The sequence below is a fragment of the Microbacterium terregens genome (assembly GCF_039534975.1).
GTDB lineage: Bacteria > Actinomycetota > Actinomycetes > Actinomycetales > Microbacteriaceae > Microbacterium > Microbacterium terregens.
The window spans coordinates 1,249,328-1,265,058 of sequence record NZ_BAAAWH010000001.1 but is presented as its reverse complement, the minus strand read 5'-3'; the positions used below and the strand labels follow the sequence as shown (position 1 = coordinate 1,265,058).

General features: G+C 70.4%; 14 protein-coding genes. 4 read left to right on the top strand and 10 right to left on the bottom strand.

All coding sequences use genetic code 11. The features are described from left to right. Positions 1-3 precede the first annotated feature (3 nt). The 5 genes from ABD655_RS05655 to ABD655_RS05635 form a co-directional block, all read right to left on the bottom strand. Positions 4-1,482, bottom strand: a complete 1,479-nt coding sequence (locus ABD655_RS05655) for an LCP family protein (protein ID WP_378721264.1) — start codon at positions 1,480-1,482, stop codon at positions 4-6. After that, the gene (purE, locus tag ABD655_RS05650; RefSeq protein WP_344715697.1) at positions 1,479-1,946 is read right to left on the bottom strand and encodes a 5-(carboxyamino)imidazole ribonucleotide mutase; all 468 of its coding nucleotides are present in this window, start codon (positions 1,944-1,946) and stop codon (positions 1,479-1,481) included. The genes ABD655_RS05655 and purE overlap by 4 nt, the downstream gene beginning before the upstream one ends. 149 nt (positions 1,947-2,095) lie before the next feature. Continuing rightward, a complete protein-coding gene (locus ABD655_RS05645; RefSeq protein ID WP_344712292.1) occupies positions 2,096-3,232 on the bottom strand; it encodes a 5-(carboxyamino)imidazole ribonucleotide synthase in 1,137 nt (378 codons plus the stop codon). A 212-nt stretch (positions 3,233-3,444) separates the two neighbouring features. Further along, the gene (locus tag ABD655_RS05640) at positions 3,445-4,008 is read right to left on the bottom strand and encodes a PH domain-containing protein (protein WP_344712291.1); all 564 of its coding nucleotides are present in this window, start codon (positions 4,006-4,008) and stop codon (positions 3,445-3,447) included. Positions 4,009-4,058: 50 nt separating this feature from the next. Then, the gene (locus tag ABD655_RS05635) at positions 4,059-4,853 is read right to left on the bottom strand and encodes a biotin--[acetyl-CoA-carboxylase] ligase (protein WP_344712289.1); all 795 of its coding nucleotides are present in this window, start codon (positions 4,851-4,853) and stop codon (positions 4,059-4,061) included. 181 nt (positions 4,854-5,034) lie between these two features. Between ABD655_RS05635 and ABD655_RS05630 the strand changes: the two genes are divergently transcribed. Both ABD655_RS05630 and ABD655_RS05625 read left to right on the top strand, forming a co-directional pair. Beyond that, positions 5,035-6,624: an acyl-CoA carboxylase subunit beta gene (locus tag ABD655_RS05630; RefSeq protein WP_344712287.1), complete on the top strand. Its 1,590-nt coding sequence runs from the start codon at positions 5,035-5,037 to the stop codon at positions 6,622-6,624. Continuing rightward, positions 6,621-6,863, top strand: a complete 243-nt coding sequence (locus ABD655_RS05625) for an acyl-CoA carboxylase subunit epsilon (protein WP_344712286.1) — start codon at positions 6,621-6,623, stop codon at positions 6,861-6,863. Before ABD655_RS05630 ends, ABD655_RS05625 begins: the two co-directional genes overlap by 4 nt. A 270-nt stretch (positions 6,864-7,133) precedes the next feature. On the opposite strand, the gene ABD655_RS05620 is transcribed toward ABD655_RS05625, so the two are convergent. From ABD655_RS05620 to ABD655_RS05605, 4 genes are read right to left on the bottom strand one after another with little or no spacing between them, the layout of a single operon-like run. Then, positions 7,134-8,198, bottom strand: coding sequence for a hypothetical protein (locus ABD655_RS05620; RefSeq protein WP_344712285.1), 1,065 nt, complete (start codon positions 8,196-8,198; stop codon positions 7,134-7,136). Further along, positions 8,195-9,454: an ATP-binding protein gene (locus ABD655_RS05615; protein ID WP_344712283.1), complete on the bottom strand. Its 1,260-nt coding sequence runs from the start codon at positions 9,452-9,454 to the stop codon at positions 8,195-8,197. The genes ABD655_RS05620 and ABD655_RS05615 overlap by 4 nt, the downstream gene beginning before the upstream one ends. Further along, positions 9,441-10,115 (bottom strand): response regulator, encoded by a 675-nt coding sequence (locus tag ABD655_RS05610; RefSeq protein ID WP_344712281.1) that lies wholly within the window; start codon positions 10,113-10,115, stop codon positions 9,441-9,443. The genes ABD655_RS05615 and ABD655_RS05610 overlap by 14 nt, the downstream gene beginning before the upstream one ends. 52 nt (positions 10,116-10,167) lie before the next feature. Next, complete coding sequence (locus ABD655_RS05605) at positions 10,168-11,517, bottom strand: class I SAM-dependent RNA methyltransferase (RefSeq protein ID WP_344712279.1); 1,350 nt, start codon at positions 11,515-11,517, stop codon at positions 10,168-10,170. Between the two features lie 47 nt (positions 11,518-11,564). Here ABD655_RS05605 and ABD655_RS05600 point away from each other — a divergent pair, with 47 nt between their 5' ends. Both ABD655_RS05600 and ABD655_RS05595 read left to right on the top strand, forming a co-directional pair. Further along, positions 11,565-12,212 (top strand): Maf family protein, encoded by a 648-nt coding sequence (locus ABD655_RS05600; RefSeq protein WP_344712277.1) that lies wholly within the window; start codon positions 11,565-11,567, stop codon positions 12,210-12,212. Positions 12,213-12,330: 118 nt separating this feature from the next. Then, on the top strand, positions 12,331-14,097 hold the full coding sequence (locus ABD655_RS05595; protein ID WP_344712276.1) for an ATP-binding protein: 1,767 nt from the start codon (positions 12,331-12,333) through the stop codon (positions 14,095-14,097). An 81-nt stretch (positions 14,098-14,178) separates the two neighbouring features. Here the strand turns inward: ABD655_RS05595 and ABD655_RS05590 are convergent, their stop codons facing one another. Further along, on the bottom strand, positions 14,179-15,627 hold the full coding sequence (locus ABD655_RS05590; protein ID WP_344712275.1) for an NAD(P)H-quinone dehydrogenase: 1,449 nt from the start codon (positions 15,625-15,627) through the stop codon (positions 14,179-14,181). Positions 15,628-15,731 lie beyond the last annotated feature (104 nt).

Sequence of the window (15,731 nt, the reverse complement as noted above, 5' to 3'; positions counted from 1 at the left end):
GGTTCAGCCTTCGGGTGTGGGCGTCTGCGTGGGCGGATGCAGGGCGAGCCGCACCAGCTCCTGGATGTAGGGGTAGTCCGGGTCGTACTCGTCGATGCCCCCGGCGGGGGTGAGCTCGATCGCCGTGACCGGCTGCTCCTTGGCCTTGAGCGCGAGATCGGCGAGGAAGGGCAGCATCGACTGCGGCAGGTCGGTCTGGATGAGGTCCTGGCCGGCGCTGGCGACGTCCTGGAACCGGGTCAGCACGGTCTGCGGAGTGAACTGCGCGAGAATCGCCTCCTGCAGCTGCCGCTGACGCTTCATGCGATCGAAGTCGTCGGTCGTGTACCGCGAACGCGCGTACCACTGGGCGGTGTCGCCGTCCATGTGCTGCGCGCCCGCCTCGATCCAGCCGGTCGCCCATTCCTCCGCCGGCTGACCGGAGTATGCCGGTCCTCCGCCCTCGGGCAGGCGCTCGGCGACGGTGATGTCCACCCCTCCGAGGGCGTCGATGAGCGCGGCGAAGCCGTGCATGTCGACGAACACGTAGTACGGGATCTCGATGCCGAGGATTCCCTCGGCCGCATCCTTGGTCGCCTCGATGCCGGGCTCGGAGCTGTTGGCGACAGCATCCGGATACAAGGCGTTTCCGTCCTGACACACCTCGACCTCGGTGCGCAGCTGGTTCACGCCGCTCCCCCACCCGCAGGTCGAGTCCGCGTGACCTTCGTGTCCGTTCGGGTAGCGATCCTGCAGGGGTCCGGCCGCGAAGGGGAAGTGCGGCATGTCACGCGGGATGCCGGTGATCGTCGTCGCGCCCGTCTCGGCGTTGACCGACACCACCGAGATGCTGTCGAAGCGCATGGAGTCTCTGCCCTCACCGCTGTCCGCGCCGAGAAGCAGGATGTTGTAGTAGCCGTCGCTCGGCGGCACCGGTGGTCCGGTCGCGACGAAGATGCTGCCGAGGGTCTCGCGCACGGTGCCGGCGACGTTCGCCGCGTACGCCGCAGCCCCGGTGGACACGACCAGGAGCGCGACCGCGACGGCGGCGATCCCGACCCGCGCACCCGCGCCGGTCTTCACGAGCCGCACCAGCCGCAGCGTGTCGACGGTGAGGAACAGCCACAGGATGCCGTACGCGATCACCGCGCCCTGGATCAGCAGCAGCGGCAGCGGGCGCAGCAGGCCGAGCCATTCGGGGAGCCACGCGCCGGTCACGAGCGTGAAGGCGGCCGTCGGCCACAGCAGTGCGCCCAGAATGCCGAGGATGATCAGCACCCACATGACGATGGTCGCGCCGAGTCCGACCTTTCCGAGCCGGCGATTGCCGGCGACCGCCTGCGCGGATCCGGGGAGGAGGAAGTTGAGCAGGACGAGCCACCAGCCACGACGGGTCATCACTGCGCGCGAGGCGGTGTCGGGGTACCGCATCGGGCGGTCTTCGACGACCTTCGCCGAAGCTGCCCGCGACGGGGCCGGGCGCGGGGGGCTGGCCACACTCACAGGGACTCCTTGAGCCGCCGGTTCTTGTCCTCCACCTGCGACTCCAGTTCCCGTGCGTAGTCCTCGATCCGGACGGCGAGCGCGGCATCCGTCGTTCCGAGAATGCGCACGGCCAGCAGCGCGGCGTTCTTGGCCCCGCCGATCGAGACGGTGGCGACGGGGATGCCCGCGGGCATCTGCACGATGCTCAGGAGCGAGTCCAGCCCGTCGAGCGTCGCCAGCGGCACGGGCACGCCGATCACGGGAAGCGCGGTCACCGAGGCCAGCATTCCGGGCAGGTGTGCCGCACCGCCGGCGCCGGCGATGATCACGCGCATGCCGCGCTCGCGGGCCTCACGGCCGTACCGGATCAGCTTGTCGGGCGTGCGGTGGGCCGAGACGACCTCGACCTCGTGCGGCACGTCGAAGTCGGTGAGGATCTGCGACGCGTCGCTCATGACGCGCCAATCCGAATCGGAGCCCATCACGACGCCGATCAAGGGCGCGGTCGAGGAATGCAGCGGCTGGGGCACCCGACCAGGCTAGGGCTGAAGGCTGGAAGAACCCCGCAACGGCGCGGTCCTTGGTGCACGTGTTCTGCCACAATCCGGCCGGTGTGGCGAGGGAGCGGGTGTCAATCCTCGAAGAAGGATGCCGCGGCCCGCGCCTCGTAGGCGACCTCGTCGAGCTCTTCGCCCACGGCCGTGACGTGTCCGACCTTGCGTCCGGGTCGTGGGGCCTTGCCGTAGGTGTGCACCTTCGCGGCCGGGTATGCCTCCATGACCGCGGCGAAGCGCTGGTCGAGGCTGTCCGTCTCCGGGCCGCCGAGGATGTTCACCATGACCGACCAGGCCGCGCTCGGCTCGGGATCACCGAGCGGAAGGTCGAGCACCGCACGCAGGTGCTGCTCGAACTGGCTCGTGACCGCGCCGTCCTGTGTCCAGTGGCCGCTGTTGTGCGGGCGCATCGCGAGTTCGTTCACCAGCAGGCGCTCGTCGGTCGTCTCGAACAGCTCCACGGCCAGCATCCCGGTGACATCCAGTCCTTCGGCGATGCCGAGCCCGATCCGTGAGGCGACCTGCGATAGCCGGCCGGCCCCGTGCGGTGCGGGCGCGATGACCTCGGCGCAGACGCCGTCGCGCTGCACGGTCTCGACGACCGGATAGGCCCGCATCTGCCCCGACGGCCGTCGCGCGACCTGCTGCGCGAGTTCTCGTGAGAAGTCGACGAGCTCTTCGGCGAGCAGGGCGCCGCCGCGGGCGTCCTCGGCGAGCGCGGTGAACCAGTCGTCGGCTTCGGTACCGGCCGAGACGACACGGACACCCTTGCCGTCGTAGCCGCCGCGCGGCGTCTTGACGACGGCGCGGCCGCCGTGCGTGTCGAGGAAGCCCTGCAGTTCGTCGGCGTTCGATACGGCCGCCCACTCCGGCTGCGGCATCCCGAGCTCGTGCAGGCGGGCGCGCATGAGGAGTTTGTCCTGCGCGTATCGGAGCGGGTCCGGACCGGGGCGGACGATCACGCCGGCCTCGACGAGCGCCGCGAGGACGTCTTGCGGCACGTGCTCGTGGTCGAAGGTGACCACGTCGACGTCGCGGGCGAACGCCAGCACGGTTGCCGCGTCGCGGTAGTCGCCGACGGCGGTGGCCGCGAGGGACGCCGCCATCCCCTCCTCCTCGGCCAGCACGCGCAGATCGAGGCCGAGCTCGACCGCGGGTGCGATCATCATGCGGGCCAGCTGGCCTCCGCCGATGACTCCGACTCGCAACGCCATGGGAATCCTTCCGTCGCTTGTTCCGCTCCCATCATCGCGCACCGCCGTCCGCGCTCGTTCAACGCCTGCGGTCGGGCCGGCGGCCCTTCTGTGTTCACCAGCCGTGTTCACTGGTCGTGGATGTACGCGGAAGCGCCCGATTCGCGTACATCCAGGGCAAGTGAACACGCCACGAGCGCGAGAACGACGGCAGCGCGGCGCCTCCGGGCGGGTCAGGCGCCGGGGTGCTCCGGCGGAGCGGGGGGCAGCGCCTGGGCGTCGCGGTGCGCGAGGATCTGGTTGACCTCGACCTGATCCACCAGCGCCTCGTGGACCAGGGCGACACTGGGGATGTTCGCCAGGCGCAGCGGTTCGTCCACGCCGTTGCTCAGCAGCAGCGTGCCGGTCCCCCACATGCGCTGCAGGATGCCGCGGCGCTCCTGCACCGTGTACCCGCGCACGTGGCTCAGCTCACGTCGGTGCGTGCGGAGAACGCCCGAGCGCTCGATGACGCGCCGGGTCGTGATCGTGTACACGTGCGCCCACCACGAGAGGTAGGGCAGCAGCACCAGGAACAGCACGAAGACCGCGGCGGCGGTCAACAGCATCCAGTCCTCGAACGGAGCCGGGAGATTGCCGTAGAAGTAGCCCACGCCTCCCGCCACGGCCACCAGAATCAGCGCTGACCACGTCAGCCGGCGCGCGTGTGCGCGAAACCGGGCGACACGCAGCTCCGGCGTCGGCACGCCGGGAACGACCATCGGCGATCTGCCGCCAAACGTGGTCGGCTGGGTCATGCTTCCATTGTGGCGCGCGGCGGCGACAGTCGCGGCTGCCACGCCCACGCTCAGCGCACGTGGACGACGTCTCCGGCCGAAACGGCGGTCTCGCTGTCACCTTCGACGACGACGAGCCGGCCGTTCTGATCGATCCGCTGGGCTCGGCCGTGCAGCTTCGTCCCGTCCGGGAGGGAGACGACCACCTCCGAACCCAGCGTCGTGCACAGGGCCTCGATCTCGCCGCGGATGCCGGACGCCGACGCGTCGCCGTCGGCCTGACCCAGCGCGACGAGCTGCGCGTCGAGCGCGGCGAGGTACTCCGCCAGCAGCCGATCCTCGTCGGCTTCCAGTCCCACGTTCGCGAAGGACGTCGCGGTGTCGATAGGCAGATCGACTCGCGTCATGCGCGTGTTCACACCTGCTCCGATGACCACCGCCTCCGGCTGCCCGGGTACGACCTCGGCCAGGATGCCGCAGAGCTTGCCGCCGTCGAGCAGGACGTCGTTCGGCCATTTCAGACCGGCGGTGTGCCCGGTGCCGCGCAGCTGATCCAGCACCGCGCGCGTCATCGCCGCACCGGCGATGAGCGGGATCCATGCCCGCGCGGCCATCGGCAGGTCGGCCACGCGCACGAGCACCGAGACCGCAAGGCCCGTGCCGGCGGGGAGCGTCCAGGTGCGATCCAGTCGCCCGCGTCCGGAGCGCTGGTCGGTCGTGAGCAGCACGGACAGGTGCGGCCACAGTGCGGGGTCCTCACCGGCCATCCGCAGGAGGTCGGCGTTGGTGGACCCGGTGGATTCGATGACTTGCAGACGCGGCGAGACGGCGGCGGCGCGGGGGTACCCTGAAGGCGGCAACGACATGCGATCACCCTACGCACGCCGGCGCCGCGGCGGAATCGTCGAACGGCCGGTGCGTCGGCCGACCGGGTGCGCGAGGTCCGGCATCCGACCACTCCGACAGCACCCAGTCCACAGTGGATGCCGCGTGCCCTTGTGCGAAGCCTCCAACTCTCCCGCGAACCCCGCAGATAGGGTTGAACCCGTGACTGATCAGCCCGACCTTTTTACGACCGCCGGCAAGATCGCCGACCTCCGCGCGAGGTTCCAGGAGGCCGTCGTCGACGCGGAACGGGCGGCGCAGCTGAAGCAGCATGCCAAGGGAAAGGGCACCGCGCGTCAGCGCATCGAGATGCTCGTCGACACCGGCAGCTTCGTCGAGTTCGACGAGTACGTGCGCCACCGCACCACCGCTTTCGGCATGGACAAGTCCCGCCCGTACGGCGATTCGGTCGTCACCGGCGTCGGCACGATCCACGGGCGGACGGTCGCGGTCTACTCGCAGGACTTCTCGACGTTCGGCGGCTCGCTCGGCGAGGTCGCCGGCGACAAGATCATCAAGGTCATGGAATTCGCCCTTCGAGGCGGCATGCCCTGCATCGGCATCCTGGATTCCGGCGGTGCGCGCATTCAGGAGGGTGTCGTCGCCCTCGGCAAGTACGGCGAGATCTTCCGCCTGAACACCCAGTCCTCGGGCGTCATCCCCCAGATCTCGATCATCATGGGACCGGCCGCCGGTGGTGCGGTCTACTCGCCCGCTCTCACCGATTTCGTCATCATGGTCGACAAGACCAGCCAGATGTTCGTGACCGGACCGGACGTCATCAAGACCGTCACCGGCGAGGACGTCGGCATGGAAGAGCTCGGCGGCGCGTTCACGCACAACACCCGCTCGGGCGTCGCGCACTATCTCGCCGAAGACGAGGACGACGCGATCGACTACGCGCGGACGCTGCTCAGCTTCCTCCCCGACAACAACATGGCCGAACTCCCGCAGTACGAGAGCGGCTTCGAGTTCGAGACGACGGATGCCGACCACTTCCTCAACACGATCGTCCCGGATTCGGCGAACCAGCCCTACGACATCCACCAGGTCATCGCGCACATCGTCGATGCGGGTGACTTCCTCGAGGTGCAGCCCCTCTTCGCGCCGAACATCGTCATCGGATTCGGCCGAGTCGAGGGCCGGACGGTCGGCATCATCGCCAATCAGCCGTCGCAGATGGCCGGCACCCTGAACATCCAGGCGGGCGAGAAGGCGAGCCGTTTCGTCAGGTTCTGCGACGCGTTCTCGGTTCCGATCCTCACCCTCGTGGATGTGCCCGGCTACCTGCCCGGCACCGACCAGGAGTGGGAAGGGGTCATCCGCCGTGGCGCGAAGCTGCTCTACGCCTACGCCGAGGCCACCGTCCCGCTGGTGACCGTGATCCTCCGCAAGGCCTACGGCGGCGCCTACATCGTGATGGGATCCAAGCAGCTCGGCGCGGACATCAACCTGGCCTGGCCGACCGCCGAGATCGCGGTCATGGGCGGTCAGGGCGCTGTCAACATCCTCTACCGGGGCGAGATCAAGCGCGCCGAGGAGGCCGGCGAAGACGTCGCGGCGGTGCGCACACGGCTGGCGAACCAGTACACGTACGACGTCGCATCCCCGTTCCTGGCCGCCGAGCGCGGGGAGCTGGACGGCATCATCGAGCCCGCGCAGACGCGGGTGGCGGTGGCCAAGGCGCTGCGATCGCTGCGCGGCAAGCGCGCCTCCCTGCCGCCCAAGAAGCACGGGAACATTCCGCTGTGACCGGCGCGGACGATCCCGCGGAGTCCGCGGACAGCATGCGCGTCGACCTCCTGCGAGGCTCGCCGACGGGCGATGAGCTGGCCGGGCTGATCGCGGTCGTCACCGAGGCGTACCGCGAGGAGTCGGCGGGCGCGACGGTCGATGACACCGCCCGCCGCACGGCCTGGTCGCTCTCGCAGCGGTCAGTGCGGGCGCCGCTGGACCGCGACCTCGGCTGGGGTCGCTGGACCGGGCAATAGCCCCACCGTCGAGGCCCCGAGGACCGCTGTCCCCCGAAATACCTACAGACGCCGCGGCGCGCGCCCGCCGATACTGGAGGTGCTGGAACGCATCAATGCGTTCGGTCGACCTGCTCACCTTCGTGGAAGCTCCAGGTTCGGCCACGCGGACGGTTTTCGGGTAACTGTCCGCCAGGTGAGGGGTGGGCGTTTTCGCCGCCCCTCACCTCCCCCTTCTTCGCTCCCCGCCCCGGCTCCCCTCCCCCGCCGGGACGGGGAGCGGGAACCCTCTCACGGCGCGGTGGGGTGATCGATCTCCCGCCACAGGTCGACGGCATCCTCGTCGGACAGACCCTCACCGGCGGCTGACCGGCCGACCACGGTCACCGCGACGCGCTCGTGCGGCGATGTGCGGATGTACAGACGATCCGAGCGTGCGGTGCGCAGCGTTTCGGCGAGCTGCCCGCGGATGATCGCGAGAGATGCCTCATCCAGCCCGTCCAGGCCGCCCTCGTCCAGCACGGTGACGTTGGTTCCGCGGCGCCGGGCGCGCTCGAGCTCGGCGTGGACCGCATCATCCAGCAGGCGAGGCCCACGGATCTCGTCGCGCAGGCGCCCTTCCGCCAGACGCGCCTCGGTCCGCTCCGTCTCGGTGAGCGCTCCTCCCGACGTGACGGTGCGCGTCAGAATCGGCCCGGCGACCGTGAGCGCGCGCTGGATCTGGATCCGCCGCTCCCGCTGCCGGCCGCTCTGCGATGCCTGCCACGCGGATGCGGCCCGCTGCAGCTGCGCCAGCTGTGCGGTGTCGCGCGCCGCGCGATCCATCGACCGCAGCATGAGCTGCGTCGCCGCGACCCAGACGATCGATCCCACCAGGCCCAGCGCCAGTGCGTTGAGCGGCCCCATCCACACCATCGAAGCCACGGCGAGGGCGGCGATCCCCGTCCAGGCGACCCATGCGCGACGACGCACCATGACGATCGTCATCAGCGCGCCGATACCGCCGAGATACCAGGTGGCGAAGGGTTCGGTGCGGGCAGCGGGGCCCACCGCGACGGCGATGGCGCTGGGAACGAGAACGGCGCAGGCCAGCGCCAGTGCCGCCGACCACGAGGGCAGCCGGGTGCGTGAACCGGGTGCGGGCGGTCCCTCGGTCACGACGCCGTCCGGGCCGACCGCGCTGACCCGGCGGGGCTCCCACAGGATGCACATCCACGTCGTGACGAGGTACAGGCTGAGGGAGGCGAAGACCAGGAGCGGCTGCGGCACCGACTCCGTCCACCACAGGCCCCGTGCCGCGAGGTAGGCGGTGAAGGCCACCCCCAGCACCACGATGATGCGCCGCACGCTGATCATGAGGCCGCCTCGTGCCATTCCAGGCGCACGGTCGTGCCGTCCGCATCGGAGTCGATGGCGCTCGTGCCGCCGACCGCGGCGACGCGCGCGAAGATCGAGGCACGGATGCCGAGACGATCGTGGGGCACGCGGTCCAGGTCGAAGCCCGCGCCGGTGTCCCGGACGGTCACCACGACCCGCGGCGGGTCCTCGTCGCCCTCCACGCTGACGGCCAGGCCGGATCCGGCGGCGTGCTGCGCGGCGTTCGCGACGGCCTGGGTGGCGGCGAGGACGAGGGCACGCGCAGCGCGGCCCGGCATCGAGGGGGCCTTCTCGGCGATCGTGCGCTCGGCCCGGACCGAGACACCCAGTTCCAGAGCGGCACGTTCGATGTCATCGGCGAGGCTCGCGGCATCCCGTGGCTCGTCGCTGCCCTCTCCCGAGTCCTGCTCGGTATTGGCCAGACGGGTGAGTGCCTCGCGGGCCATCGCGACCGCGAGGGTCTGCTGCCGCGGCGTGTGAGCGCGTTCGGCGGCAATCAGGGCCGCCAGGACGCTGTCGTGCATGAGCGCAGCGACCGCGACGCGCTCCTGCTCTGCGGCGTCGGCGGCCGCGGCGGCGGCGTACGACTGCACGGCACGCGCGCGCGTCTCGTCGACGTTCGCCGCGACGGAACGGAAGACCCACCCGAGGGTGAGCAGCATCGCCCCGAGGATCAGCGCGAACGAGACGTCCAGCGCGACCGTGAACCAGTAGATGCGTTCGAAGTCGCCCTGGATCAGTCTCACCACGCCGAACAGGAGCGGCAGGCCGACCGTCCACACGATCTGCAGGGGCAGCGTGAAGGCGAGCACGCTCGCCACGGTCGCGACGTTGACGAGATACCAGATCCACGGCTGGGCCACGGAGTCCGCGCCCGCACCGGATGTGGCAAGCGGCCAGAGCAGGAGGGCGAGGGGATAGATGATGGCGAAGATGCCCGCGGCGACGCGCACCCCGCGGCCGAAGAGGCAGGCGAGGATCATGCCGGCGAGCGGCACGAAGGTCATCAGCAAGAGCGGCAGGTGCCACTCCGGACGCTCCTGATAGGACGAACCGAGTGCGGCCAGGAAGGCCTGCGTGCCGAGCACGAGGCTGCCCAGGCCCACCACGATGGAGATGATCCGCTCGATGCGCAGTCGCGTGAACGAACCCAGACCCGCGGTCGTCTCACGGGTCTGAGGGATGTGCCCCCAGGCGTCGGCGAGAACCGCGCGGGCGCTCTCAGGCTCCGACACCACCGGCGCCTTCGCGGTCGCTCGGCTCGGCCAGGATCCCGTCCTCCATCGCGCGGCGCAGCAGGTCGACCTTGGTCGGCGCGGGCCTGCCGACCTCGACGTACTTCACGCGCACGCGGGTGATGTTCTCCTTGGCCGTGGAGTAGGCCACCCCCAGGCGGTCTGCGACGACCTTCAACGGCAGTCCTGCCGCGTACAGGCGCAGCACGTCGCGCTCGCGTGCGGACAGCTGCGCGTCGGCGAATGCGCGGTCGCCCTCCACGGCGCTCGCCCACTCGACGTTGTTGAGCGGCTCGCCGTGGGCGACCGTCCGGATCGCGGCCATGACGTCGTCTATCGGCGATCCTTTGCTGACGACACCGGCGGCGCCTGCCGCCAGCGCCTCGCGGACGGCGGCCGGCCGGTCCGCGACGCTGTGGATGATGACGCTGGAGCCGTCCGAGACCAGTCGGCGGACGTTCTCGGTGACGGTCGTGCCGTCGCCGAGCGTCAGGTCGAGGACGACGACATCCGCCGGCAGGGAACGGCTGAGCGCCCGCCAGCTGAGGTAGTCATTGACGTTGCTGCCCGAGAACACGACTTCTTTGTCCGCTCGCGCGCAGGCAGCCTCGAGCCCGAGTCGTACGGACTCGTGATCGTCGATCAGGGCCACTCGCGTCATGCCTGCCAGCCTAGCCGCGGGCAGGGGTCCTCACCGTCTCACCGCACCGCCCTCACCGCACGAACGTGGCGACCGCCTCGATGTGGTGCGAGTTCGGGAAGATGTCGTAGGCGGCGACCCGACGCAGATCGTAGCCCTCGGCGCGGAACGTCGCGACGTCACGGGCGAGCGCGACCGGGTCGCACGCCACGTAGACGACGGTGGCGGGCCGCAGGGCGGCGATGCGCTCGACGACCTCGCGACCCGCGCCGGAGCGGGGCGGGTCCAGGACGGTGACGCCGCGACTGAGCCGTTCGCGCTCCCGGTCGGATGCCTCGGCCCCGAGCCGCGAGAGGAATCGGTCGACCCGCGCGGTCTCGGCGCGGGCGCCCACCCATTCGGCGAGGTTCTCACCGGCGTGTTCGGTGGCACGGGTGTCGGATTCGACGGAAGTGACGCGGCCGCCACCGAGTTCGGCCAGTGCGGCGGCGAAGAGTCCGACGCCGCCGTACAGGTCCAGATGCCACGCGCCCGGGTCGAGAACGGCATCCCCTGCATCGCGCGGAGCGGCGGCGCGGATCGCGGAGCGCACGGCAGCGTCGAGGGTTGCGGCGGCCAGGCGGTGCACCTGCCAGAAGCCACCGGCATCCACCCGGAACTCCCGTGTGCCGACCCGCTCGGTGACGACCTCTCGCGCCTGGGTCGGCGCGCTCCGGACGGTATCGGGGCGCGGGAGCACGCGGACGCGGCCGTCGGCGGGCTGGATCAGATCGATGCGGCCGGGTCTGCCGTGCGTCTGCCGGCGCGCGGCCTGCTCGACGGCCGCCGTCGCGAGCGGAAGGTCTTCGACGGGCACGACCGTGTGGCTGCGGGCGGCGTAAGGACCGATGCGGCCGTCGGCATCGACGTGCAGGCTCACCCTGGTGCGCCACCGGGTGCCGTCGGGCGTTTCCGCATCCACGATCCGCCCCTCCGCGTCGGACACCTCGACGGGGCCGGTCAGGTCGAAGGGCAGCGCGACGCCGCCGAAGCGCTGCAGAGCGTCGGTCAGCACCTCGCGCTTGAGCGAGCGCTGATGGGCCAGGTCGATGTGCCCGAAGTCCGCCCCGCCGGGGCGCAGATGCGGAGGCACCGCGACGTCCGCCTGGCGCCACACGTGCGGCTGCCGGTGGGGCGAGGCATCGAGCACGTCGATCACGTCACCGCGCCAGAACGACTTCTTCCCGACGTCCGTGAGGCGTACGCGGACGCGCTCCCCCGGGATCGCGTCCGGCACGAAGATGACGCGCCCGCCGCGGGTGGCGCCGGCTGACTCCCCGGCGCCTGGTTCCGCCGTGGTCGCGCCCGCGCCGAACCGCCCGACGAACACACCGCCGTGGGCGACGCTGGTCACATCGAGGTCGAGTTCGTCTCCGGCATCCACGTCTCGAGCATTCCACAGCACGCGCGCCGCACAGCTACCGTGAACGCATGCAGGTCTTCCTCGCCTCGACGTCGCCCGCCCGCCTGATGCTGCTTCGACAGGCGGGCATCGAGCCGCGCACGATGGCACCGGCCGTGGACGAGGACGCCGTCATCGCCGCGGTCGAGGCGGCCGAGAGCCGACGGCTGCCCGCCGACGAGCACGTGCTGCTGCTCGCACGGCGAAAGGCGGCGGATGTCGCGTCCCGCGTCCGCGCCGACCACCCCGACTTCGACGGGATCGTCATCGGCGGCGACTCCATGTTCGAGATCGACGGCGAGATCCTGGGCAAGCCGTACACGGCCGAGGCTGCCACACGGCGGTGGCGCGCGATGCGCGGACGGACGGGCGTGCTGCACTCCGGGCACAGCGTCATCCGGGTGCTCCCGGGCGCGGAGCTTCGACAGGCGGATGCGGTGGCCGAAGCATCCGTCACCTTCGCCGCCGACGTGAGCGATGCCGAGATCGCCGCCTACGTCGCATCGGGCGAACCGCTGCAGGTCGCCGGCGCCTTCACGATCGACAGCCTCGGTGGCCCCTTCATCGATCGGGTCGTCGGAGACCCGTCGACGGTGGTGGGCATGTCGCTGTCCACGGTGCGCCGGCTCGCGAGCGCGCTCGGCGTCTCGTGGCCAGACCTGTGGAACCGCGGGTAACCGCGAGGAACCGCACAGGAATGCTCGGACGGGCTCGTAGACTCCCCCACACGTATTGGCGTCTTTCTTGTGCGGTGCACTCAAAAGCGGGCGGAGGCCCCTGGGTAGGCTGGCCTCCATGCCTCAGATCGCCAAGGTTCTCGTCGCCAACCGCGGCGAGATCGCAGTCCGCGTCATCCGCGCGGCGCGAGATGCCGGAAAATCGTCCGTCGCGGTCTACGCCGATCAGGACCGGGACGCGCTGCACGCCCGGCTCGCGGACGAGTCGTACGCTCTGCAGGGCGCGACCAGCGCCGAGACGTATCTGTCGATCGAGAAGATCCTCTCCATCGCGCGCCGTTCCGGCGCCGACGCCGTCCACCCCGGCTACGGCTTCCTCGCCGAGAACGCCGCCTTCGCGCGCGCCGTGATCGGGGCGGGCCTGATCTGGATCGGCCCGACGCCCGAAGCGATCGAAGCGCTCGGCGACAAGGTCACCGCCCGGCACGTCGCCGAGAAGGTGGGCGCCCCGCTCGTCCCCGGCACGCCCGGGCCGGTCAGCGATGCCGCCGAGGTTCTCGCGTTCGCCGAGGAGTTCGGGCTGCCCATCGCGATCAAGGCCGCGTTCGGCGGAGGCGGCCGCGGGCTCAAGGTCGCTCGCGAGTACGACGAGATCGCCGAGATGTTCGAATCCGCGACGCGCGAGGCGATCACCGCCTTCGGCCGCGGTGAGTGCTTCGTCGAGAAGTACCTCGACAAGCCCCGGCACGTCGAGACGCAGTGCCTGGCGGATGCCGCGGGCAACGTCGTCGTGATCTCCACCCGCGACTGCTCGCTGCAGCGGCGTCACCAGAAGCTCGTCGAAGAGGCCCCCGCACCTTTCCTGACCGACGAGCAGAACCGCACGCTGTACGAGTCGTCGAAGGCGATCATGCGCGAGGTCGGCTACATCGGCGCCGGCACGTGCGAGTTCCTCATCGGCGCCGACGGCACCATCTCGTTCCTCGAGGTCAACACCCGCCTGCAGGTCGAGCACCCCGTCTCGGAAGAGGTCACCGGCATCGATCTGGTGCGCGAGCAGTTCCGCATCGCCGAGGGCGGCACGCTGGACTACGACGACCCCGTGCCGGTCGGTCACTCGATCGAGTTCCGTGTCAACGGCGAGGACCCGGGTCGCGGATTCCTTCCCCAGCCCGGTCCGATCCACATGTTCAAGACGTTCGGCGGTCCCGGCATCCGGCTGGATTCCGGCGTCACCGCGGGCGATTCGGTCAGCGGCGCCTTCGACTCGCTGCTCGGCAAGATCATCGTCACCGGCCGCGACCGCGCCGAGGCGATGGAACGCGCGCGCCGCGCGCTGGACGAGTTCGAGGTCACGGGATTACCCACCGTGCTGCCGTTCCACCGCAAGGTGGTCCGCGATCCGGCCTTCACCGCGGAGGATGGCAACTTCGGCGTCTTCACCCGGTGGATCGAGACGGAGTTCGTCAACGACATCCCGCCGTGGGACGGTGAGCTCGATGCGCCCAAGCCGACCGAGGCCCGGCACACGGTCGTCGTCGAGGTCAGCGGCAAGCGGCTCGAGGTCAGCCTTCCCGATCGGATCGTCAGCGCGCCCGGGTCGGTCGGGCGGCCCGCGGCTGTGCCGCCGTCACGACGGTCGCACGCAGCGAACGTCGTCGCGGGCGCGTCGGGCGATGCCGTCAAGGCCCCGATGCAGTCGACGATCGTCAAGGTGGCCGTCGAGGACGGGCAGTCGGTCGTTCAGGGCGACCTGGTCGTCGTGCTCGAGGCGATGAAGATGGAGCAGCCGATCCAGGCGCACAAGGACGGCGTGATCGGCGCGATCAACGCCACCGCCGGCACGACCGTCTCCGCCGGTCACCAGCTCCTGACGATCTCGTAGCCGACCGGCACAGGCCGCGGAACTGCGGCCCGACCTCTGGACCGGATGCCGCAGGCTGGGTCGGCGCGCGACCAGCGGGCCTCAGCCGTCTTCGTTCGCGCGGTCCACGATGTGCATCGCACGGGCCGCGTCGGTGATGCTGCCGCTCAGCGAGGGGTAGGCGGCGAAGACGCGGGAGAGCTGGTCGACGGTGAGGCGGCGGTCGACGGCGATCGCGATCGGATAGATGAGATCCGAAGCCCGCGGCCCGACGATCACGCCGCCGATGACGGTGCCGCTGCCTTGCCGCGCGATGAGCTTGACGAAGCCGTCCTTGGTGCCCATCATCTTCGCCCGCGGGTTGGCCGCCAGCGGCAGCTTGTGCACGACGCCGTCGATGAGCCCGTCGACGATGTCCTGCTCGGACCAGCCGATCGTCGCGATCTCGGGGGCGGTGAAGATGTTCGAGGTGATCCGACGACGCTCCAGCGGGATCACGACGTCGCCCAGCGCGTGGAAGACCGCGGTACGGCCCTGCATCGACGCCACCGAGGCGAGCGGCACGAACGTCGTGCAGTCGCCCGCGGCGTAGATGTTCGGCACCGAGGTGCGCGCGACGCGGTTGACCTGGATGTGACCCGACTCGGTCATCTGCACGCCGGCGGCCTCCAGCCCGATGCCCGCGGTGTTGGGGATCGACCCGACGGCCATCAGGCAGTGACTGCCCTCGACGGTTCGCCCGTCCGAGAGTGTGACGAGCACGCCGTCGCCATCTCGGACGACGGTGTCGGCGCGGGACTTGGACAGCACGGTCATGCCACCGCGTTTGAACACCTTCTCGAGCACCGTCGCGGCGTCCCGATCCTCGCCCGGAAGAACCTGGTCACGGCTGGAGATGAGCGTGACCTTCGATCCGAGGTTCATGTACGCCGACGCGAACTCCGCCCCGGTGACGCCCGAGCCGACGACGATCAGGTGCTCGGGAAGGGAGGTCATGTCGTACAGCTGCGTCCAGGTCAGGATGCGCTGCCCGTCGGGTTTCGCGCTCGGAAGCTCCCGCGGTGACGCGCCGACCGAGACGATCAGGGTGTCCGCCTCGACGCGGTCGAAGTCCGTGCCGTTCGGCCCGGTCGAGACGACGACGGCGTTGTCGCTGTCGAGGCGGCCGAATCCCGAGATCAGCCGGACCCCGGCCTCCACCAGGGATGCCCGCATGTCGTCGGACTGCTGGCGCGCCAGCGACAGCAGTCGTTTGTTGACCGCGACCAGGTTGATGGCGATCTCCGGCTTGAGCGGCTTCCCCTCGCCGCCCCGGGCGAACAGCTGCACGCCGAGATCACCCGCCTGCGAGATCGCCACCGCCGCATCGGCGGTCGCGATCAGCGTCTTGGACGGCACGACGTCGGTGATCACGGCCGAGCCGCCGATGCCGGCACGCTCGATCACGGTCACTTCCGCGCCGAGCTGGGCCGCGCCGAGCGCGGCCTCGTATCCGCCGGGGCCGCCACCGATGATCGCGACACTCTGGGTGCGCTCGAAGCTCAAAGACATGTACCCATCTTCCCAGGCCGAACACGACCTCCGGCAACGGAGGGCTCAGGCATCCGGTTGAGGGTGTCCCGGGGGTGCGGTCTGGCTCCGGGGGCCGCGCCTTC